Annotated in this window: 11 protein-coding genes; 5 read left to right on the top strand and 6 right to left on the bottom strand. The window is 52.9% G+C overall.

Features of this window, described 5'->3' with window-relative positions:
- Positions 1–28: 28 nt before the first annotated feature.
- The 4 genes from fadD to ACM5QY_RS16270 all read right to left on the bottom strand — a co-directional run bounded on the left by fadD (position 29) and on the right by ACM5QY_RS16270 (position 5,466).
- The gene (gene fadD / locus ACM5QY_RS16255) at positions 29–1,726 is read right to left on the bottom strand and encodes a long-chain-fatty-acid--CoA ligase FadD (RefSeq protein WP_416121770.1); all 1,698 of its coding nucleotides are present in this window, start codon (positions 1,724–1,726) and stop codon (positions 29–31) included.
- 356 nt (positions 1,727–2,082) lie between these two features.
- Complete coding sequence (locus tag ACM5QY_RS16260) at positions 2,083–2,715, bottom strand: Slp family lipoprotein (protein WP_416121771.1); 633 nt, start codon at positions 2,713–2,715, stop codon at positions 2,083–2,085.
- Between the two features lie 62 nt (positions 2,716–2,777).
- Complete coding sequence (tsaB, locus tag ACM5QY_RS16265) at positions 2,778–3,479, bottom strand: tRNA (adenosine(37)-N6)-threonylcarbamoyltransferase complex dimerization subunit type 1 TsaB (RefSeq protein ID WP_416121772.1); 702 nt, start codon at positions 3,477–3,479, stop codon at positions 2,778–2,780.
- A gap of 73 nt (positions 3,480–3,552) precedes the next feature.
- Complete coding sequence (locus ACM5QY_RS16270) at positions 3,553–5,466, bottom strand: ATP-dependent DNA helicase (RefSeq protein WP_416121773.1); 1,914 nt, start codon at positions 5,464–5,466, stop codon at positions 3,553–3,555.
- A 144-nt stretch (positions 5,467–5,610) separates the two neighbouring features.
- Between ACM5QY_RS16270 and ACM5QY_RS16275 the strand changes: the two genes are divergently transcribed.
- Positions 5,611–5,955 carry a RidA family protein gene (locus ACM5QY_RS16275; protein WP_416121774.1) on the top strand — a complete coding sequence of 115 codons (345 nt, stop codon included), beginning with the start codon at positions 5,611–5,613 and terminating at the stop codon, positions 5,953–5,955.
- 105 nt (positions 5,956–6,060) lie between these two features.
- On the opposite strand, the gene ACM5QY_RS16280 is transcribed toward ACM5QY_RS16275, so the two are convergent.
- Entirely contained in the window at positions 6,061–6,702 is a 642-nt protein-coding gene (locus ACM5QY_RS16280) for a bifunctional 4-hydroxy-2-oxoglutarate aldolase/2-dehydro-3-deoxy-phosphogluconate aldolase (protein ID WP_416121775.1), read from the bottom strand.
- 203 nt (positions 6,703–6,905) lie between these two features.
- On the bottom strand, positions 6,906–8,381 hold the full coding sequence (zwf, locus tag ACM5QY_RS16285; RefSeq protein ID WP_112290019.1) for a glucose-6-phosphate dehydrogenase: 1,476 nt from the start codon (positions 8,379–8,381) through the stop codon (positions 6,906–6,908).
- A 410-nt stretch (positions 8,382–8,791) separates the two neighbouring features.
- Between zwf and ACM5QY_RS16290 the strand changes: the two genes are divergently transcribed.
- The 4 genes from ACM5QY_RS16290 (at position 8,792) to ACM5QY_RS16305 (ending at position 14,879) form a co-directional block, all read left to right on the top strand.
- The gene (locus ACM5QY_RS16290; protein ID WP_416121776.1) at positions 8,792–9,661 is read left to right on the top strand and encodes a MurR/RpiR family transcriptional regulator; all 870 of its coding nucleotides are present in this window, start codon (positions 8,792–8,794) and stop codon (positions 9,659–9,661) included.
- 233 nt (positions 9,662–9,894) lie between these two features.
- The gene (gene pyk, locus ACM5QY_RS16295) at positions 9,895–11,337 is read left to right on the top strand and encodes a pyruvate kinase (RefSeq protein ID WP_416121777.1); all 1,443 of its coding nucleotides are present in this window, start codon (positions 9,895–9,897) and stop codon (positions 11,335–11,337) included.
- Positions 11,338–11,971: 634 nt separating this feature from the next.
- Positions 11,972–13,540, top strand: coding sequence for a pyridoxal phosphate-dependent decarboxylase family protein (locus tag ACM5QY_RS16300; RefSeq protein WP_416121778.1), 1,569 nt, complete (start codon positions 11,972–11,974; stop codon positions 13,538–13,540).
- Between the two features lie 13 nt (positions 13,541–13,553).
- Positions 13,554–14,879, top strand: a complete 1,326-nt coding sequence (locus ACM5QY_RS16305) for a lysine N(6)-hydroxylase/L-ornithine N(5)-oxygenase family protein (protein WP_416121779.1) — start codon at positions 13,554–13,556, stop codon at positions 14,877–14,879.
- Positions 14,880–14,886 lie beyond the last annotated feature (7 nt).

Raw genomic sequence — 14,886 nt, forward strand, 5'->3', positions numbered from 1 at the left:
ATGACCATCACGGCGCAGCGGGAAAACGTTACGCCGCATCCTGTTTCGGATCGTCTTTCGGTTTTGCCTGATCATCGCGAAGTTCGCGTCTGAGGATCTTACCGACATTTGACTTCGGTAACTCATCGCGAAACTCGACAATTTTCGGTACTTTGTAACCGGTTAATAACCGGCGGCAATGTGCCAGAAGTTCTTCGCTGGTCAGTGACGGATCTTTCTTCACCACGCAAATTTTGACGATTTCACCCGACGACTCGTTTGGCACGCCGATGGCAGCAACTTCGAGCACTTTGTCATGTTGTGAAACCACCTCTTCAATTTCGTTAGGGTAAACGTTGAATCCGGAAACCAGAATCATGTCTTTTTTGCGATCTACAATCCGCAAAAAGCCCTGCTCGTCCACTGTAACGATATCGCCCGTCGATAACCAGCCATCTTTTAGCACCTCATCGGTTGCCGACGGCCGTTGCCAGTATCCCAGCATGACCTGTGGGCCACGGACCCAAAGCTCTCCGGGTTGACCCGGCGCGACATCCTGGCCGTTATCATCCACCAGACGCACTTCCGTGGACGGCACCGGCAGACCGATGCTGCCGCTGTAATGTTTCAGGTCATACGGGTTGCCCGCCACCAGCGGCGAACACTCCGTCAGGCCGTAGCCTTCCAGCAAATGTTTGCCGGTCAGTTTTTCCCATTTATCCGCCACCGACTTCTGCACCGACATCCCGCCGCCGACCGAAAGACGCAGCGTGGAGAAATCCAGTTCGCGGAAATCTTCATTGTTGAGCAGCGCGTTGAACAGCGTATTCACCCCGCTGATGGCGGTGAAAGGGTATTTCGACAGCTCTTTCACCATGCCCGGCACATCACGCGGGTTAGTAATCAGCAGGCTTTTACCCCCCAGATCGAGGAACAACAGGCAGTTCACCGTCAGCGCAAAAATGTGATACAGCGGCAGTGCCGTTACCACCAGTTCATGCCCCGGTTGCAGCAACGGCGCATACGCCGCTTTTGCCTGTTCCAGATTGGCCTGCATGTTCCGGTGCGTCAGCATAGCGCCCTTCGCCACGCCGGTGGTTCCGCCGGTATATTGCAGAAACGCCAGATCATCATTGATGATATCGGGTTTGATGTATTGCAAACGGCGCCCGTATTGCAGGGCACTGCGGAAGGAAATCGCATTCGGCAGGTGATATTTGGGCACCAGCCGTTTGACATATTTGACGACAAAATTGACCAGCGTGCCTTTTGCCGCAGAAAGCTGATCGCCCATCCGGGTCAGGATCACATGCTTAATCTGCGTTTTGTAGACCACTTTTTCCAGCGTATGGGCAAAGTTGGACACAATCACGATGGCGCTGGCACCGCTGTCATTGAGCTGATGTTCCAGCTCACGCGGCGTATACAGCGGGTTGACATTCACCACGACCATGCCCGCACGCAATACGCCAAACAGTGCAATCGGATATTGCAGCAGATTAGGCATCATCAGGGCGACGCGGTCGCCTTTTTTCAGCCCTAACTGGTTTTGCAGGTAGGCCGCAAAAGCGCGACTACGCTCCTCAAGCTTACGGAACGTCATGACCTCGCCCATGTTGATAAACGCCGGGCTGTCGGCATAACGCAGCGTGGCATTCTCGAACATCTCGACCAGCGAGCTGTAGCGGTCAGGGTCGATGTTCTCTGGAACATCTGCCGGATAACGTTTTAGCCAAACCTTTTCCAAGGTATCACTCCTGAAATCATGTTCTGTTGCCGTCTCAATTTGACGAGTTTTATCACGTCTTTAACAATATTTTAACTCAGCTTACCAGTTGCGTTTCAAACAATGTCGAGGTTGAGAGGCGGGTCACTTTTTCTGTGCCCTTCATTAGCCAAACCGTCCCTGGTTTAAAAAGAAAAAGGCGGCAATTAAGCCGCCTTAACAACGATCTTGTCTGTCTTTACTTTTTCGGCGGCGGCGGTGGCACCGCATGACCCGGTGTTGGCCTCATCGCCGCCTGAGGTGGCGGGCCGTGCCGTGACTGTCCGCCCTGTGGCGGTGGAGCCCCGTGCGGAGGCGGCGCGCCGTGATGGTGCCGTTCATTCGGTGACGACGCTCTGGACCCGAGCGGGCCCCATCTCATACCAGCCGGGCCCCCAACCGGGCCCAAACCCTCGCCCCCAGCTGTCGTACGGTCCCCCGTATCCCCAACCCCACGGGCCTATCGGCTGAGGCGGCATCACAACCTGCTGCTCGATACGCCAGCGTTTAAAACTGTTGACGTTAACGGTCACAAAATCATAGGACGACTGGCCTACGGTGCCTTTTTCAACGCCGGTAATCGGGCCGACCACGGTGACGAGCTGATTGCGGTAATCCACCGGATCGACGAAACCGTTGATATAGGCCAGAATGCGGCCACGCGATGCAGCGCCAAGTATTGGTCGCGCGCCGTCATCAAGCGGCATCGTGGCGATTTCAAGACGTGTTTTATTCTGCAAGTTGGTGACTGTCACCACTTTGCCGCCAAAACGCGACTCCTGCCCGACATACAGACTCGGTGCGCCCTGCACTGCCTGTAAATTCATTTGCGGCGTTGCCGTGGTTCCGCGGATTTCATCCGGAACGGTGACACATCCTGACAGCACCAGAACGCTCAGCGCGACAGCGCTAAACGCCCATTTCTTACCTGTCTGAACCGAAAACTGCTGGACTGCTGACCACTTACGCATTGCGATGACTCCTGTGCATACTCTTAATTTTGACCACTTTTAAGTACACAAGTTGCGGTAACTTACCGGCCCGGCAGCTTTTTCCACGTAACTTCGTTGCGCAGATAAGTGGGTTCAGCATCTTCAGGATTTACGCGAACACCGTTTTCCCAGAGCTGGAGCGCCAGCGGCAGCATATCTTCCGCGTGCGGCAGTAACATTTTTCCATCAAATAATTCTGCCACCGGAGATTCACCCAGCAAATGCGGATAAGCTTCCCAGCCGGTGCCGACGGTCGCATAACGCCCCGTCAGTGAACCGGCCTGTTCGATGAGTTGCTCAGGCTTGATCACTTTCTCGGTGTTTTCGCCCTGCCAGATGCCCTGAGCGTTCCGGGAAAATTCTCCCCAGTACACTTCGCCCATGCGCGCATCGATCGCAGCCAGCACGTTTTCAGCGCCGGTCTGGCGGTACGCGCCCTGCGCCATGGTCAGTAATGTCGAAACCGGTAGCAGAGGCAGTTCAGCGCCAAGCGACAGCCCCTGCGCCATGCCGATGCCGATGCGCACGCCGGTAAAACTACCAGGCCCGCGGCCAAAGGCCAGTGCGTCGAGCTGATTGAGTGTGAGACCCGCTTCAGCCAGGATCTGCTGCACCAGCGGCAAAATACGCTGCGTATGTTCGCGCGCGCAGAGTTCAAAATGAGCGAGCGTTTCGCCCTCATTGTATAACGCAACCGAACAGGCTTCTGTCGCCGTATCAATCGCTAAAATTCGCGTGGACATGCCAAACCTCAGGCGGGGGAAATGAATAAGTTAGGGCCTTTTTTCGGGGCGCTATCCTAACATAACGTGAAGGCTATTTCTGCTCTTCCACGTTATGTAAAAAGCGTATCGCTTGTGCAAGGTCACGTGTGCGCGGCGTCGGCGGCAAACTGTTGAGGAAAACTTCGCCGTACGGGCGCATGACCAGACGGTTGTCGCAAATCACCATCACGCCACGGTCATCGGTGTCGCGGATCAGACGCCCGACGCCCTGTTTAAGCGTAATGACCGCATCCGGTAATTGTACGTCATTGAACGGATCACCGCCGCGCAAACGGCAATCTTCAATGCGCGCTTTCAGCAGCGGATCGTCCGGCGAGGTGAACGGCAATTTATCAATGATGACGCACGACAGCGCGTCGCCGCGTACGTCAACGCCTTCCCAGAAACTGCTGGTGGCTACCAGCAACGCATTGCCCGCTTCGACAAACTGCGCCAGCAACTGCCCTTTACTGGTTTCACCCTGCAACAACACCGGCAGCGTCAGGCTGGCGCGGAATTCCTCCGCCAGCTCACGCATCATTTTGTGCGAGGTACACAGGAAGAAACAGCGCCCTTTATTGGCTTCGATCAGTGGCCGGAGCATGCGCGCCAGCTGCTTGGAACTGCCCTGACCTTTAGATTCAGGCAGGAAACGCGGCACGCACAACAGCGCCTGTTTGGCATAATCAAACGGGCTGGGGAGCAGCAATGTTTCTGCCTCATCCAGCCCGAGACGTTCGGTGAAATGATGCAGCTGATCGTTCACCGAAAGCGTTGCGGACGTGAAAATCCATGCGCCCGGTTTTTCTTTCATCATTTCGCTGAATTTATCGGTCACCGACAGCGGCGTCAGCGCCAGAACAAAATGCCGGGAATTACATTCGTACCAGTAGCTGTAACCGGGAATCGACACATCTTTCAGGCGCTTGAGACGGTTGCGGTACAACGTCGCGCGCTCAAAGGCGGCGTCCAGCAAAGCCGAGCGACCGAGAGACAGTTTGACCACGTCGTAGCAAAGCTCCAGCGCATCGTCGAGCAGCAAAAGCGCGCGCTGAATGGCAGGCTGGCTGAGCACGTCGCGCAGATTGCCACGAAAACCGGGTTCACCGAGCGCCAGACGGAAATCCATTGTGCTCTGGCTCAGGCGGTCAGCGCTTTTCTGCAACTGCACCGAATCACGCACTTCCGTGCGATAAGCGATGGTGATGTCTTTCGCCATATCCAGCAACTGACGGCTGGTAATCTGCTGACCAAAATACTGGCTGGCGATATCGGGGATCTGATGGGCTTCGTCGAAAATCATCACGTCGGCCTGCGGGATAAGCTCGCCGAAACCGCTCTCTTTAACCACCATATCGGCCATAAAAAGATGATGATTCACGACCACGACGTCCGCGTCCATCGCCTTACGGCGGGCTTTGACGACGAAACACTCTTTGTACAGCGGGCAGTCGCTGCCCAGACAGTTATCGTTGGTGCTGGTGACCAGTGGCCAGACAAAGCTGTCTTCCGGCACCACGGTGCAGGTGCTGATATCGCCCTCTTCCGTGCTGCTCGACCAGTGCCGCAGATGCGCCAGTTCGCTGAGCGCCTGACTGGCGAGATCACCGCCTGAAAGCGACTGCTGCTCCAGACGTTCCAGACAGAGATAATTCGAGCGCCCTTTCAGCAATGCCAGACGGCCCTTGAATTGCAGAGCAGAGGCCACTTTAGGCAGGTCACGGGAAAACAGCTGATCTTGTAAGTTTTTCGAGCCGGTAGAAATAATGACTTTTTTGCCCGAGCGTAATGCCGGCGCGAGATAGCCGTAGGTTTTCCCGGTTCCGGTTCCGGCCTCAACGACCAGACCCTGTTTACCGCTGATAGCTTTGCTGACGGCCTGCGCCATCAGACGCTGCGGTTCACGGGGTTTGAAACCTTCAATTTTCTGCGCCAGGGCGCCATCTGTTGCAAAATCGTCTGTCACTGCATCTCTCTTACCTGTACGGATCAGCAGTGATTATGCCAACCGAACGCCCTCACCGCCACCGCCATCTGCCAATCCAACACTGCGAACCTTTGTGATACCCTTAGCGTCATCAATAAAAAGTGAAAAACGGAGCACAACAGTATGACTATCGAACGGATCCGACCTGAGCCACGCATGTCCGATGTGGTCATCCACAACGACACTATTTACTACACGGCGGTGCCGGAAAATCTGGATGCGAATGTAAAAGATCAGACCGCTGAAACGCTGGCCATCATCGATGCCGTGCTGACTGAAGCCGGTTCCGACAAGAGCAAAATTCTCGATGCCACGCTGTTTCTGGTTCATAAGGAAGATTTCCCGGCAATGAACGAAGCCTGGGATGCGTGGGTTTCTCCGGGTCACGCGCCGGTTCGTTGCACCGTGCAGGCGAACCTGATGAACCCGAAATACAAAATCGAAATTAAGATCATCGCCGCCCGTTAAGCGACGGATCGCAGACATAAAAAAACCTCCCGCGGGAGGTTTTCACATTTTGAAATACCCTAAAACATCCGGGTCACGTTAAGGCACCACGAAGGATGACGGGTATTACGCTTTTGCGCCCGCAACGGCTTCTCTTGCCAATTCAGTGATACGTGCGTAATCGCCGCTTTCCAGCGCGTCCGCAGGCACCAGCCATGAACCGCCGATGCACAGCACGCTTTTCAGTGCCAGATAATCACGGTAGTTCGCCGGTGAAATCCCACCGGTCGGGCAGAAACGGACTTGCGGGAACGGACCGGAAATGGCCTGCAACGCTTTCACGCCACCGTTGGCTTCCGCAGGGAAAAATTTGAATTCACGCAAACCGGCATCCAGACCCATCATCAGTTCTGAGACAGTACAAATGCCCGGAATCAAGGGGATAGAACCGGCGTTGGCCGCTTTCAGCAAAGCATCTGTCAGACCAGGGCTGATTGCGAACTGCGCACCGGCTTCAGTCACTTCGGCCAGTTGCTGCGGATTCAGTACGGTACCTGCACCAATAATGGCGTCCGGCACTTCTTTGGCAATCGCACGGATTGCATCCCTTGCACAAGCGGTACGTAACGTCACTTCCAGCACACGCACACCACCGGCAACCAGCGCTTTCGCCAGCGGAACAGCGTGTTCCAGTTTATTGATAACAATCACAGGAACTACCGGCCCTGAGGTCAGAATTTGTTCCGCGCTTGTTTTCCAGTTTTTCATCTTGTTCTCCGTTCATGCCCGCAGGCACCGTTGTGATTGATGGCGCGCCCCTGCCACAGGGTCCGGCAACTTTTCAAAAAGAAAAAACGTTGCCAGAAACCGACCACACCCGATTCGACGAGATACTACTATTCCTAACTGCTAAAAGAATTGATATGTCATAAAAAAAAGCTGCATAAGCAGCGTTTTTCAAGGATTACCGGTTATTCGAACTCGTTCCAGGAACGGCCGTCACGGGTAATCATGGCCACAGAAGCCACCGGGCCCCATGTGCCGGACTGATACGGTTTTGGTGCTTCGCTCTCCGCCGCCCACGCATTCATGATGGAGTCGACCCATTTCCAGGCTTCTTCCACTTCGTCACGACGCACGAACAGTGCCTGGATCCCACGCATGGTTTCCAGCAGCAGACGCTCGTAAGCATCGGCGATGTGCTGCTCGTTGAAGGTTTCCGTGAAGCTCAGATCCAGTTTGGTGGTCTGCAGACGATGTTTGTGTTCCAGACCCGGAACCTTGTTCAGCACTTCGATTTCAATGCCTTCGTCCGGTTGCAGACGAATAGTCAGCTTGTTCTGCGGCAACTGCTGGTAAGAATCACGGAACAGGTTCAGCGCCGGGCTCTTGAAGTACACCACCACTTCTGAACATTTGGTCGGCAGACGTTTACCGGTACGCAGGTAGAACGGCACGCCAGCCCACTGCCAGTTGTCGATATCCACACGGATAGACACGAAGGTTTCGGTGCTGCTGGTTTTTTTCGCACCTTCTTCTTCCAGATAGCCAGGGACTTTTTTGCCCTGCACAAAGCCGGCGGTATACTGGCCGCGCACGGTGTTTTCACGCACGTTTGACTGGTCAATACGACGCAGGGAGCGCAGTACTTTGACTTTCTCATCACGAATACGGTCTGTGCTCAGATCAGCCGGCGGCGACATGGCAATCATGGTCAGAATTTGCAGCAAGTGGTTTTGGATCATGTCGCGCATCTGGCCCGCGTCATCGAAATAACCCCAACGACCTTCGATACCCACTTCTTCAGCAACGGTAATCTGCACGTGATCGATGGTGCGGTTATCCCAGTTGCTGGCGAACAGGTTATTGGCAAAACGCAGCGCCAGCAGGTTGAGTACCGTTTCTTTACCCAGATAATGGTCGATTCGGTAAACCTGAGATTCGGCGAAGTATTCCGCCACCTGATCGTTGATGACCTGAGAAGACTCGAGAGAGTGTCCCAGTGGTTTTTCCATCACAACGCGCGCAGGTTCTTTGTTCAGCCCTGCTTCACCCAGACCCCGGCAGATTGCGCCGAAGTGGCTTGGGGCAATCGCGAAGTAGTTGATGGTGGCGCGATTTTTCTGATCCAGCATTTTGCCGAGCACTTTAAAATGCTTCAGATCGTTGACATCAAGGTTACAGAAATCAAGACGGGCACTGAGTTTATCCCACAGTTCCGGATCAATTTTTTCTTTCATGAAGGTGGTCAGTGCTTCTTTAACCACTTCGGTATAGGCCGCTTTGTCCCATTCCGCACGTCCGACGCCGATGATACGGGTGTCAGGGTGAATGTGACCTGCTTTCTCTAACTGATACAGGGAAGGCAACAGCTTACGACGCGCAAGATCGCCTTTTGCACCGAAAATTACCAGATCACAAGCCTGGGCTGTCTGAGTTACCGCCATGTTCTTCTCCTCAATGCAGGAATACCTAATCTATTTCTGGTTGCCTTTGCGTGAGCTGCAACTCGAATTATCTCGGGTACATATTGTAATTTTATTTCAGCAACAATGTACTCTGATTGCCCGTGAGCCGTAAACCTTGATCTGACTGCGCGATAACTCGCTGATAAAACCCTGTTTTTATCATACCTATCTCAGACTCGCGAAAAACTCACCGAGTTCTGTAATTTTATGACAAAACTGAACAGAATTTACCATACTGAAAGTTAGATCCCGGTCAAACTCTGACAAAAAAAGCCGTAAATTCGCCTGACTGACGCTGCCAACGGCATAAAGCGCGTAGTATATTTTCATCAAATCAGCACGATTTCCTCTTTTCAAAGAAATCGTTGAAACCTATGAGTGGCATGCTTATGAATACATTGGAAAAAATCAAGACCAGCCTTGACATTCTGAGCAAGTCAGAACGCAAAGTTGCAGAAGTTATCCTCGCATCACCGCACATTGCCATTCATTCCAGCATAGCCACTCTGGCCCGCATGGCCGACGTCAGTGAACCTACTGTAAACCGTTTTTGCCGTCGCCTCGACACAAAAGGGTTTCCAGATTTTAAACTGCACTTGGCACAAAGTCTGGCAAACGGTACACCTTATGTGAACCGTAACGTGGATGAAAGCGACAGTGTCAGCGCTTACACCAGTAAAATCTTCGAATCCACGATGGCCAGCCTGGATCAGGTGAAAAACACCCTGGACATTGCCGCCATTAACCGCGCCGTCGATTTACTCACTCAGGCCAAAAAGATTTCCTTCTTCGGGCTGGGCGCCTCCGCCGCCGTGGCGCATGATGCCATGAACAAGTTTTTCCGCTTCAATATTCCCGTGGTTTACTTCGATGACATCGTCATGCAGCGCATGAGTTGCATGAATTCCAGCGAAGGCGACGTCGTCGTGCTGATTTCTCACACCGGACGCACCAAAAATCTGGTGGAACTGGCGCATCTTGCCCGCGAAAACGATGCCACGGTGATTGCGATTACCTCGTTCAATACGCCGCTGGCGCACGAGGCCACGCTCGCACTGTTGCTGGACGTTCCCGAAGACACCGACGTTTATATGCCGATGGTTTCACGAATTGCGCAACTGACGCTGATCGACGTGCTGGCGACCGGGTTTACTTTACGCCGTGGCACAAAATTCAGAGATAACCTGAAGCGGGTCAAAGAAGCGTTGAAAGAATCGCGCTTTGATAAGGGTATCGTCGTCTCTAACCTGCTTGAATGATTTCTTCCTGCGTGACAGGCGTCAAATCATCCATAAAACATATTGATAGCGCACCAATGATTTAATAGGGAGTCTGGCGGAAAATCTATGCGCAAAGTGCGCACGACCGATGTCAGACATGAGGTCAGCGGGTCACACAGGTGAAACTCTTTGGTATTACAATGACACCTCGACCCAATGTGGACCCGCTGTTTTTTGCACAATAATTGCTTCACCAGTTAACGGAGTAAGGCATGTCCAGAAGGCTCAGAAGAACAAAGATTGTTACCACCCTCGGTCCTGCAACTGACCGCGACAATAACCTCGAAAAAATTATTGCCGCCGGTGCAAACGTAGTACGTATGAATTTCTCCCACGGTACCCCTGAAGATCACATCCTGCGTGCCAACAAAGTGCGTGAAATCGCGGCCCGCCTTGGCCGTCACGTGGCTATCCTTGGCGATCTGCAAGGGCCAAAAATTCGCGTTTCGACTTTTAAAGAAGGCAAAGTCTTCCTCAATATCGGCGATAAATTCCTGCTCGACGCTAACATGAGCAAGGGTGAAGGCGATAAAGAGAAAGTGGGTATCGACTATAAAGGTCTGCCTGCCGACGTGGTTCCAGGCGACATTCTGCTGCTTGATGATGGCCGCGTGCAGTTAAAAGTGATCGAAGTTCAGGGCATGAAAGTGTTCACAGAGGTCACCGTTGGCGGCCCGCTGTCCAACAACAAAGGCATCAACAAACTGGGCGGTGGCCTTTCCGCTGAAGCCCTGACTGAAAAAGATAAAGCAGACATTATTACTGCGGCCAAAATGGACGTGGACTTCCTGGCAGTTTCATTCCCACGCACCGGCGAAGATCTTAACTACGCCCGACGCCTGGCACGCGAAGCCGGCTGTAATGCGCAAATCGTTTCTAAAGTCGAACGTGCTGAAGCCGTCGCCACTGACGCGGCAATGGATGACATCATTCTCGCCTCTGACGTCGTGATGGTCGCCCGTGGTGATCTGGGCGTTGAGATCGGTGACCCGGAACTGGTGGGTATTCAGAAGAAACTGATCCGCCGTGCCCGTCAGCTCAACCGTGCGGTGATTACCGCGACGCAGATGATGGAATCGATGATCACTAATCCGATGCCAACCCGTGCGGAAGTGATGGACGTCGCAAACGCCGTGCTTGACGGAACCGACGCCGTGATGCTTTCGGCCGAAACGGCTGCCGGGCAGTATCCGTCAGAAACCGTGGCTGCGATGGCGCGTGTTTGCCTCGGTGCGGAAAAAATCCCAAGCATCAACGTTTCCAAACACCGTCTTGACGTGGAGTTCGATAACACCGAAGAAGCCATCGCCATGTCTGCCATGTACGCCGCAAACCACCTGAAAGGGGTCACGGCGATCATCTCCATGACGGAATCTGGTCGTACCGCACTGATGTTGTCACGCATCAGCTCCGGTTTGCCGATTTTCGCCATGTCCAGACACGTGCATACGCTCAACCTGACCGCCATTTATCGCGGTGTTACGCCAGTCTTCTTCGACAGCGTGAACGACGGCGTGGCAGCCGCTCAGGACGCGGTGAATTTGCTGCGTGATAAAGGCTATCTGCTTTCCGGCGACCTGGTGATCATCACTCAGGGTGATGTCATGAGCACCATCGGCACCACCAACACCAGCCGCGTACTGCGTGTTGATTAATCACTAAATGTAATAAAATATAACTCAATGGCCGATCATGATGACCGGCCATTTTATTTCCCTTCATTTTATCCTTATATTCCCCTGCCGGAAGAAGGCATTTAATGTTCTTAATTTGATCATTATTTTTCCATCTGACGGAAATACACTTCTGCGCTACACGTTAACCTCTCTGAACAAAACAAATTACACCTTAGTTTAGTGTGGTTAAATATAACTTTTTGTATTACAACGGTCTCTTTACAGCGCACAGAATTGAATAATAAAACCAGATTTCTCTCATAGGATTAAGAGTACCTAAAGCAGGATTTACATTTTTATGTGATCGTGATCACATAAAAACATCAAAAACGCGCCTATTAGTTAAATGTTCAATATCGACATTGAATGATAATGATTTGCATTTATAATGATTCCCAATCGTTAAAACCTTGTATAAATCCGCACGAAGGAAATCAGACAAGATAAATCACCTGCAATTTTCTATAAAGAAAAATAGTTAACCACAGACCTTACAGGCGTGGCCATAAGCCCTGCCTGCTAACGCTTACGTTCACTGAAATTTCCTTAATACATTCGGAAGGCAGCCCCACGCCCCCGCCGGATGAAAATGGTCAGATTAAAAGGGTACAGCATGAGCCAGATAAATAATTGGGAATTAATGCAGGACAGCGCGAATAACCTCACTCCCGCTCAGGAAAAATTACGCGAAAATCAGGGTTATATTTTCAATCAAAATAGCACCCCGGAATGGCAGGCGCAGATTGAGCAAGGGATTGAATTAATTAAGTCTCATATTAATCAGACCGAAAAGCCTTTTTCCGGCGTATCTCCTGCCGAATTAGCCGAGCAATTTCGTCATATTGATTTAACCAAACCTTTAGACGGCACGCGGCTGGCACTGGAAGAGCTGGATGATTTGTATCTTCAGCATGCGGTCTATTTCCATCACCCGAAATACCTCGCACATCTCAACTGCCCGACCGTCGTTCCGTCGCAACTGGCCGAACTTTTTATCAGTGCGATCAACTCATCCGTTGATACCTGGGATCAGAGCGCAGGCGGCACGCTGATTGAACAAAAGGTCATCGACTGGACGCTGGCACGCATCGGATTTGGCACGCAGTCAGACGGTATTTTCACCAGCGGCGGCACGCAATCTAACCTGATGGCCATGCTGCTGGCGCGCGACAGCCACTGCAAACGCACGCGTCCGCAGCACAGCATCAAATATCAGGGCTTACCGCCGGAAGCCAACCGCTGGCGCATCTTCAGTTCGCAGGTCAGCCATTTCAGCATTCAGAAATCCGCCGCACTGCTCGGCCTCGGCTATGACGCCGTAGTGCCGGTAGCCTGCGATGACAAATTCCGTATGGATATCAGCGCGCTGAAACAGGAAATCGAACGCTGCCACGCAGAAGGTTTGATTCCGATTGCGATTGTCGCCACGGCGGGCACCACCGATTTCGGCAGTATCGATCCGCTGAATGAAATCGCGGAAATCTGCCGCAAAGAGAAAATCTGGATGCACGCCGACGCCGCTTACGGCTGTGGTTTGCTGGTTTCCCCGCAGCATCGCCAGCGCATCGAAGGTATTCACCTCGCCGATTCCGTGACCGTTGATTATCACAAATCCTTCTTCCAGCCGGTAAGTTGCAGCGCGTTTCTGGTCAACGACCATCGCCATCTGGAGCACGTCACTCATCACGCGGAATACCTGAATCCGCTAAGTGCAAAACTGGAAGGCACGCCGAATCTGGTCAACAAAAGCATCCAGACCACCAAACGTTTCGACGCCCTGAAAATGTGGCTGACGCTGCGCATCATGGGCCAGCAGGCGCTGGGCGAATCCTTCGATGTGCTGCTGGAACGCGCCACCGAAACCCATCAGATGATGGAACAGAACCCGAACATTGAAGTGCTGCACAAACCCGAACTGAGCACGCTGGTATTCCGCTTTGTCCCGCGCATGTCGATGAGTCAGGAGCAAATTGACGCCATCAACGCCGACATCCGCAAAGCCATTTTCCGCGACGGCAGCGCCGTGATTGCCGGAACCAAAGTGCATCAGCGCCAGTACCTGAAATTTACCCTGCTCAACCCGACCACCACCACGGAAGACGTCGCCGATGTGATCAGCCTTATCACGCATTACGGTAAAGAACTGACAGCCGCCGCGCTGAGCGCCGCGAAAAACCGCTAACAGGAGTTGCACCATGAGCCTTAATTCCCCTGAACTGAATGCAGATAAACAGACCTACGATTTTATCGCGATTGGCATCGGCCCGTTTAACCTCGGTCTGGCCTGTCTGACGGAACCGGTAAAAGCGCTGAATGGCCTGTTTTTAGATCAAAATGACGGCTTTGACTGGCACACCGGCATGATGCTGGAAAGCGCACATTTGCAAACGCCGTTTATGGCCGATCTGGTCACGCTGGCCGATCCGACCAGTCCTTACAGCTTTCTCAACTACCTGAAGCAGCAGGGAAAACTGTACTCTTTTTATATTCGTGAAAACTTCTTCATGATGCGCAAAGAGTTCAACCAGTATTGCCAGTGGGTCTGTCAGCAGCTCACCTGTCTGCAATTTTCCACGCGCGTGGAGCTGGTGACCTGGGATGCGCCAACGGGATGTTATCTGGTGCAGGCGCGTTCGACCCAGGGCGGCGATAAACAGATTTACCGCGCCAGACGTCTGGTGCTGGGCACCGGTCCGTCGCCGTGGATGCCGGCCTGTGCCCGTGAAGCAGGCAGCAACGTTCACCATTCCAGCGACTATCTGCCGAACAAAGCGCGGATGCAGCGCTCGAAATCCATCACAGTCGTCGGCAGCGGCCAAAGTGCGGCCGAAATTTATTACGACCTGCTTTCAGAAATCGACAAATACGATTATCACCTGACCTGGGTAACCCGCGCGCCGCGTTTCTATCCGCTGGAATACAGCAAACTGACGCTGGAAATGACCTCACCGGAGTACATCGATTACTTTCACGCGCTGCCGGTGAGCAAGCGTGACCAGCTGAACCGCGAGCAAAAAGGCTTGTACAAAGGCATCAATATCAGCCTTATCAACGACATCTACGATCTGATGTACACAAAACGTCTTGATGGCCCGCTGAATGTCGATCTCTACACGCATTCTGAACTGACCGCGCTGACCGGCAACCTCAAAGGCGAACTGGAGATGACCCTGCTTCATCACGAACAACAGCAGGAATATCGCCATCAGACAGAATCCGTGGTGCTCGCCACCGGTTACAGTTATCAGCCGCCGCAGTTTATCGAAGGTATTTACAACCGTATTCAGTGGGATGACGCCGGGCGTTACGCCGTCAACCGCAATTACAGCATCGATGCCCACAACCAGATTTTTGTCCAGAACGCCGAACTGCATACCCACGGTTTCGTCACGCCGGATCTGGGCATGGCGTGTTATCGCAACAGTTCGATTATTCGCGAAATGCTCGGCGAGGAAGTCTATCCGGTGGAGAAATCCATCGCCTTCCAGACTTTCTGCGCCCGCAGCCTTGCAGACAAATAACGGAGAA

The organism is Rahnella sp. PCH160 (genome assembly GCF_047784855.1).
Classification (GTDB): Bacteria; Pseudomonadota; Gammaproteobacteria; order Enterobacterales; family Enterobacteriaceae; genus Rahnella.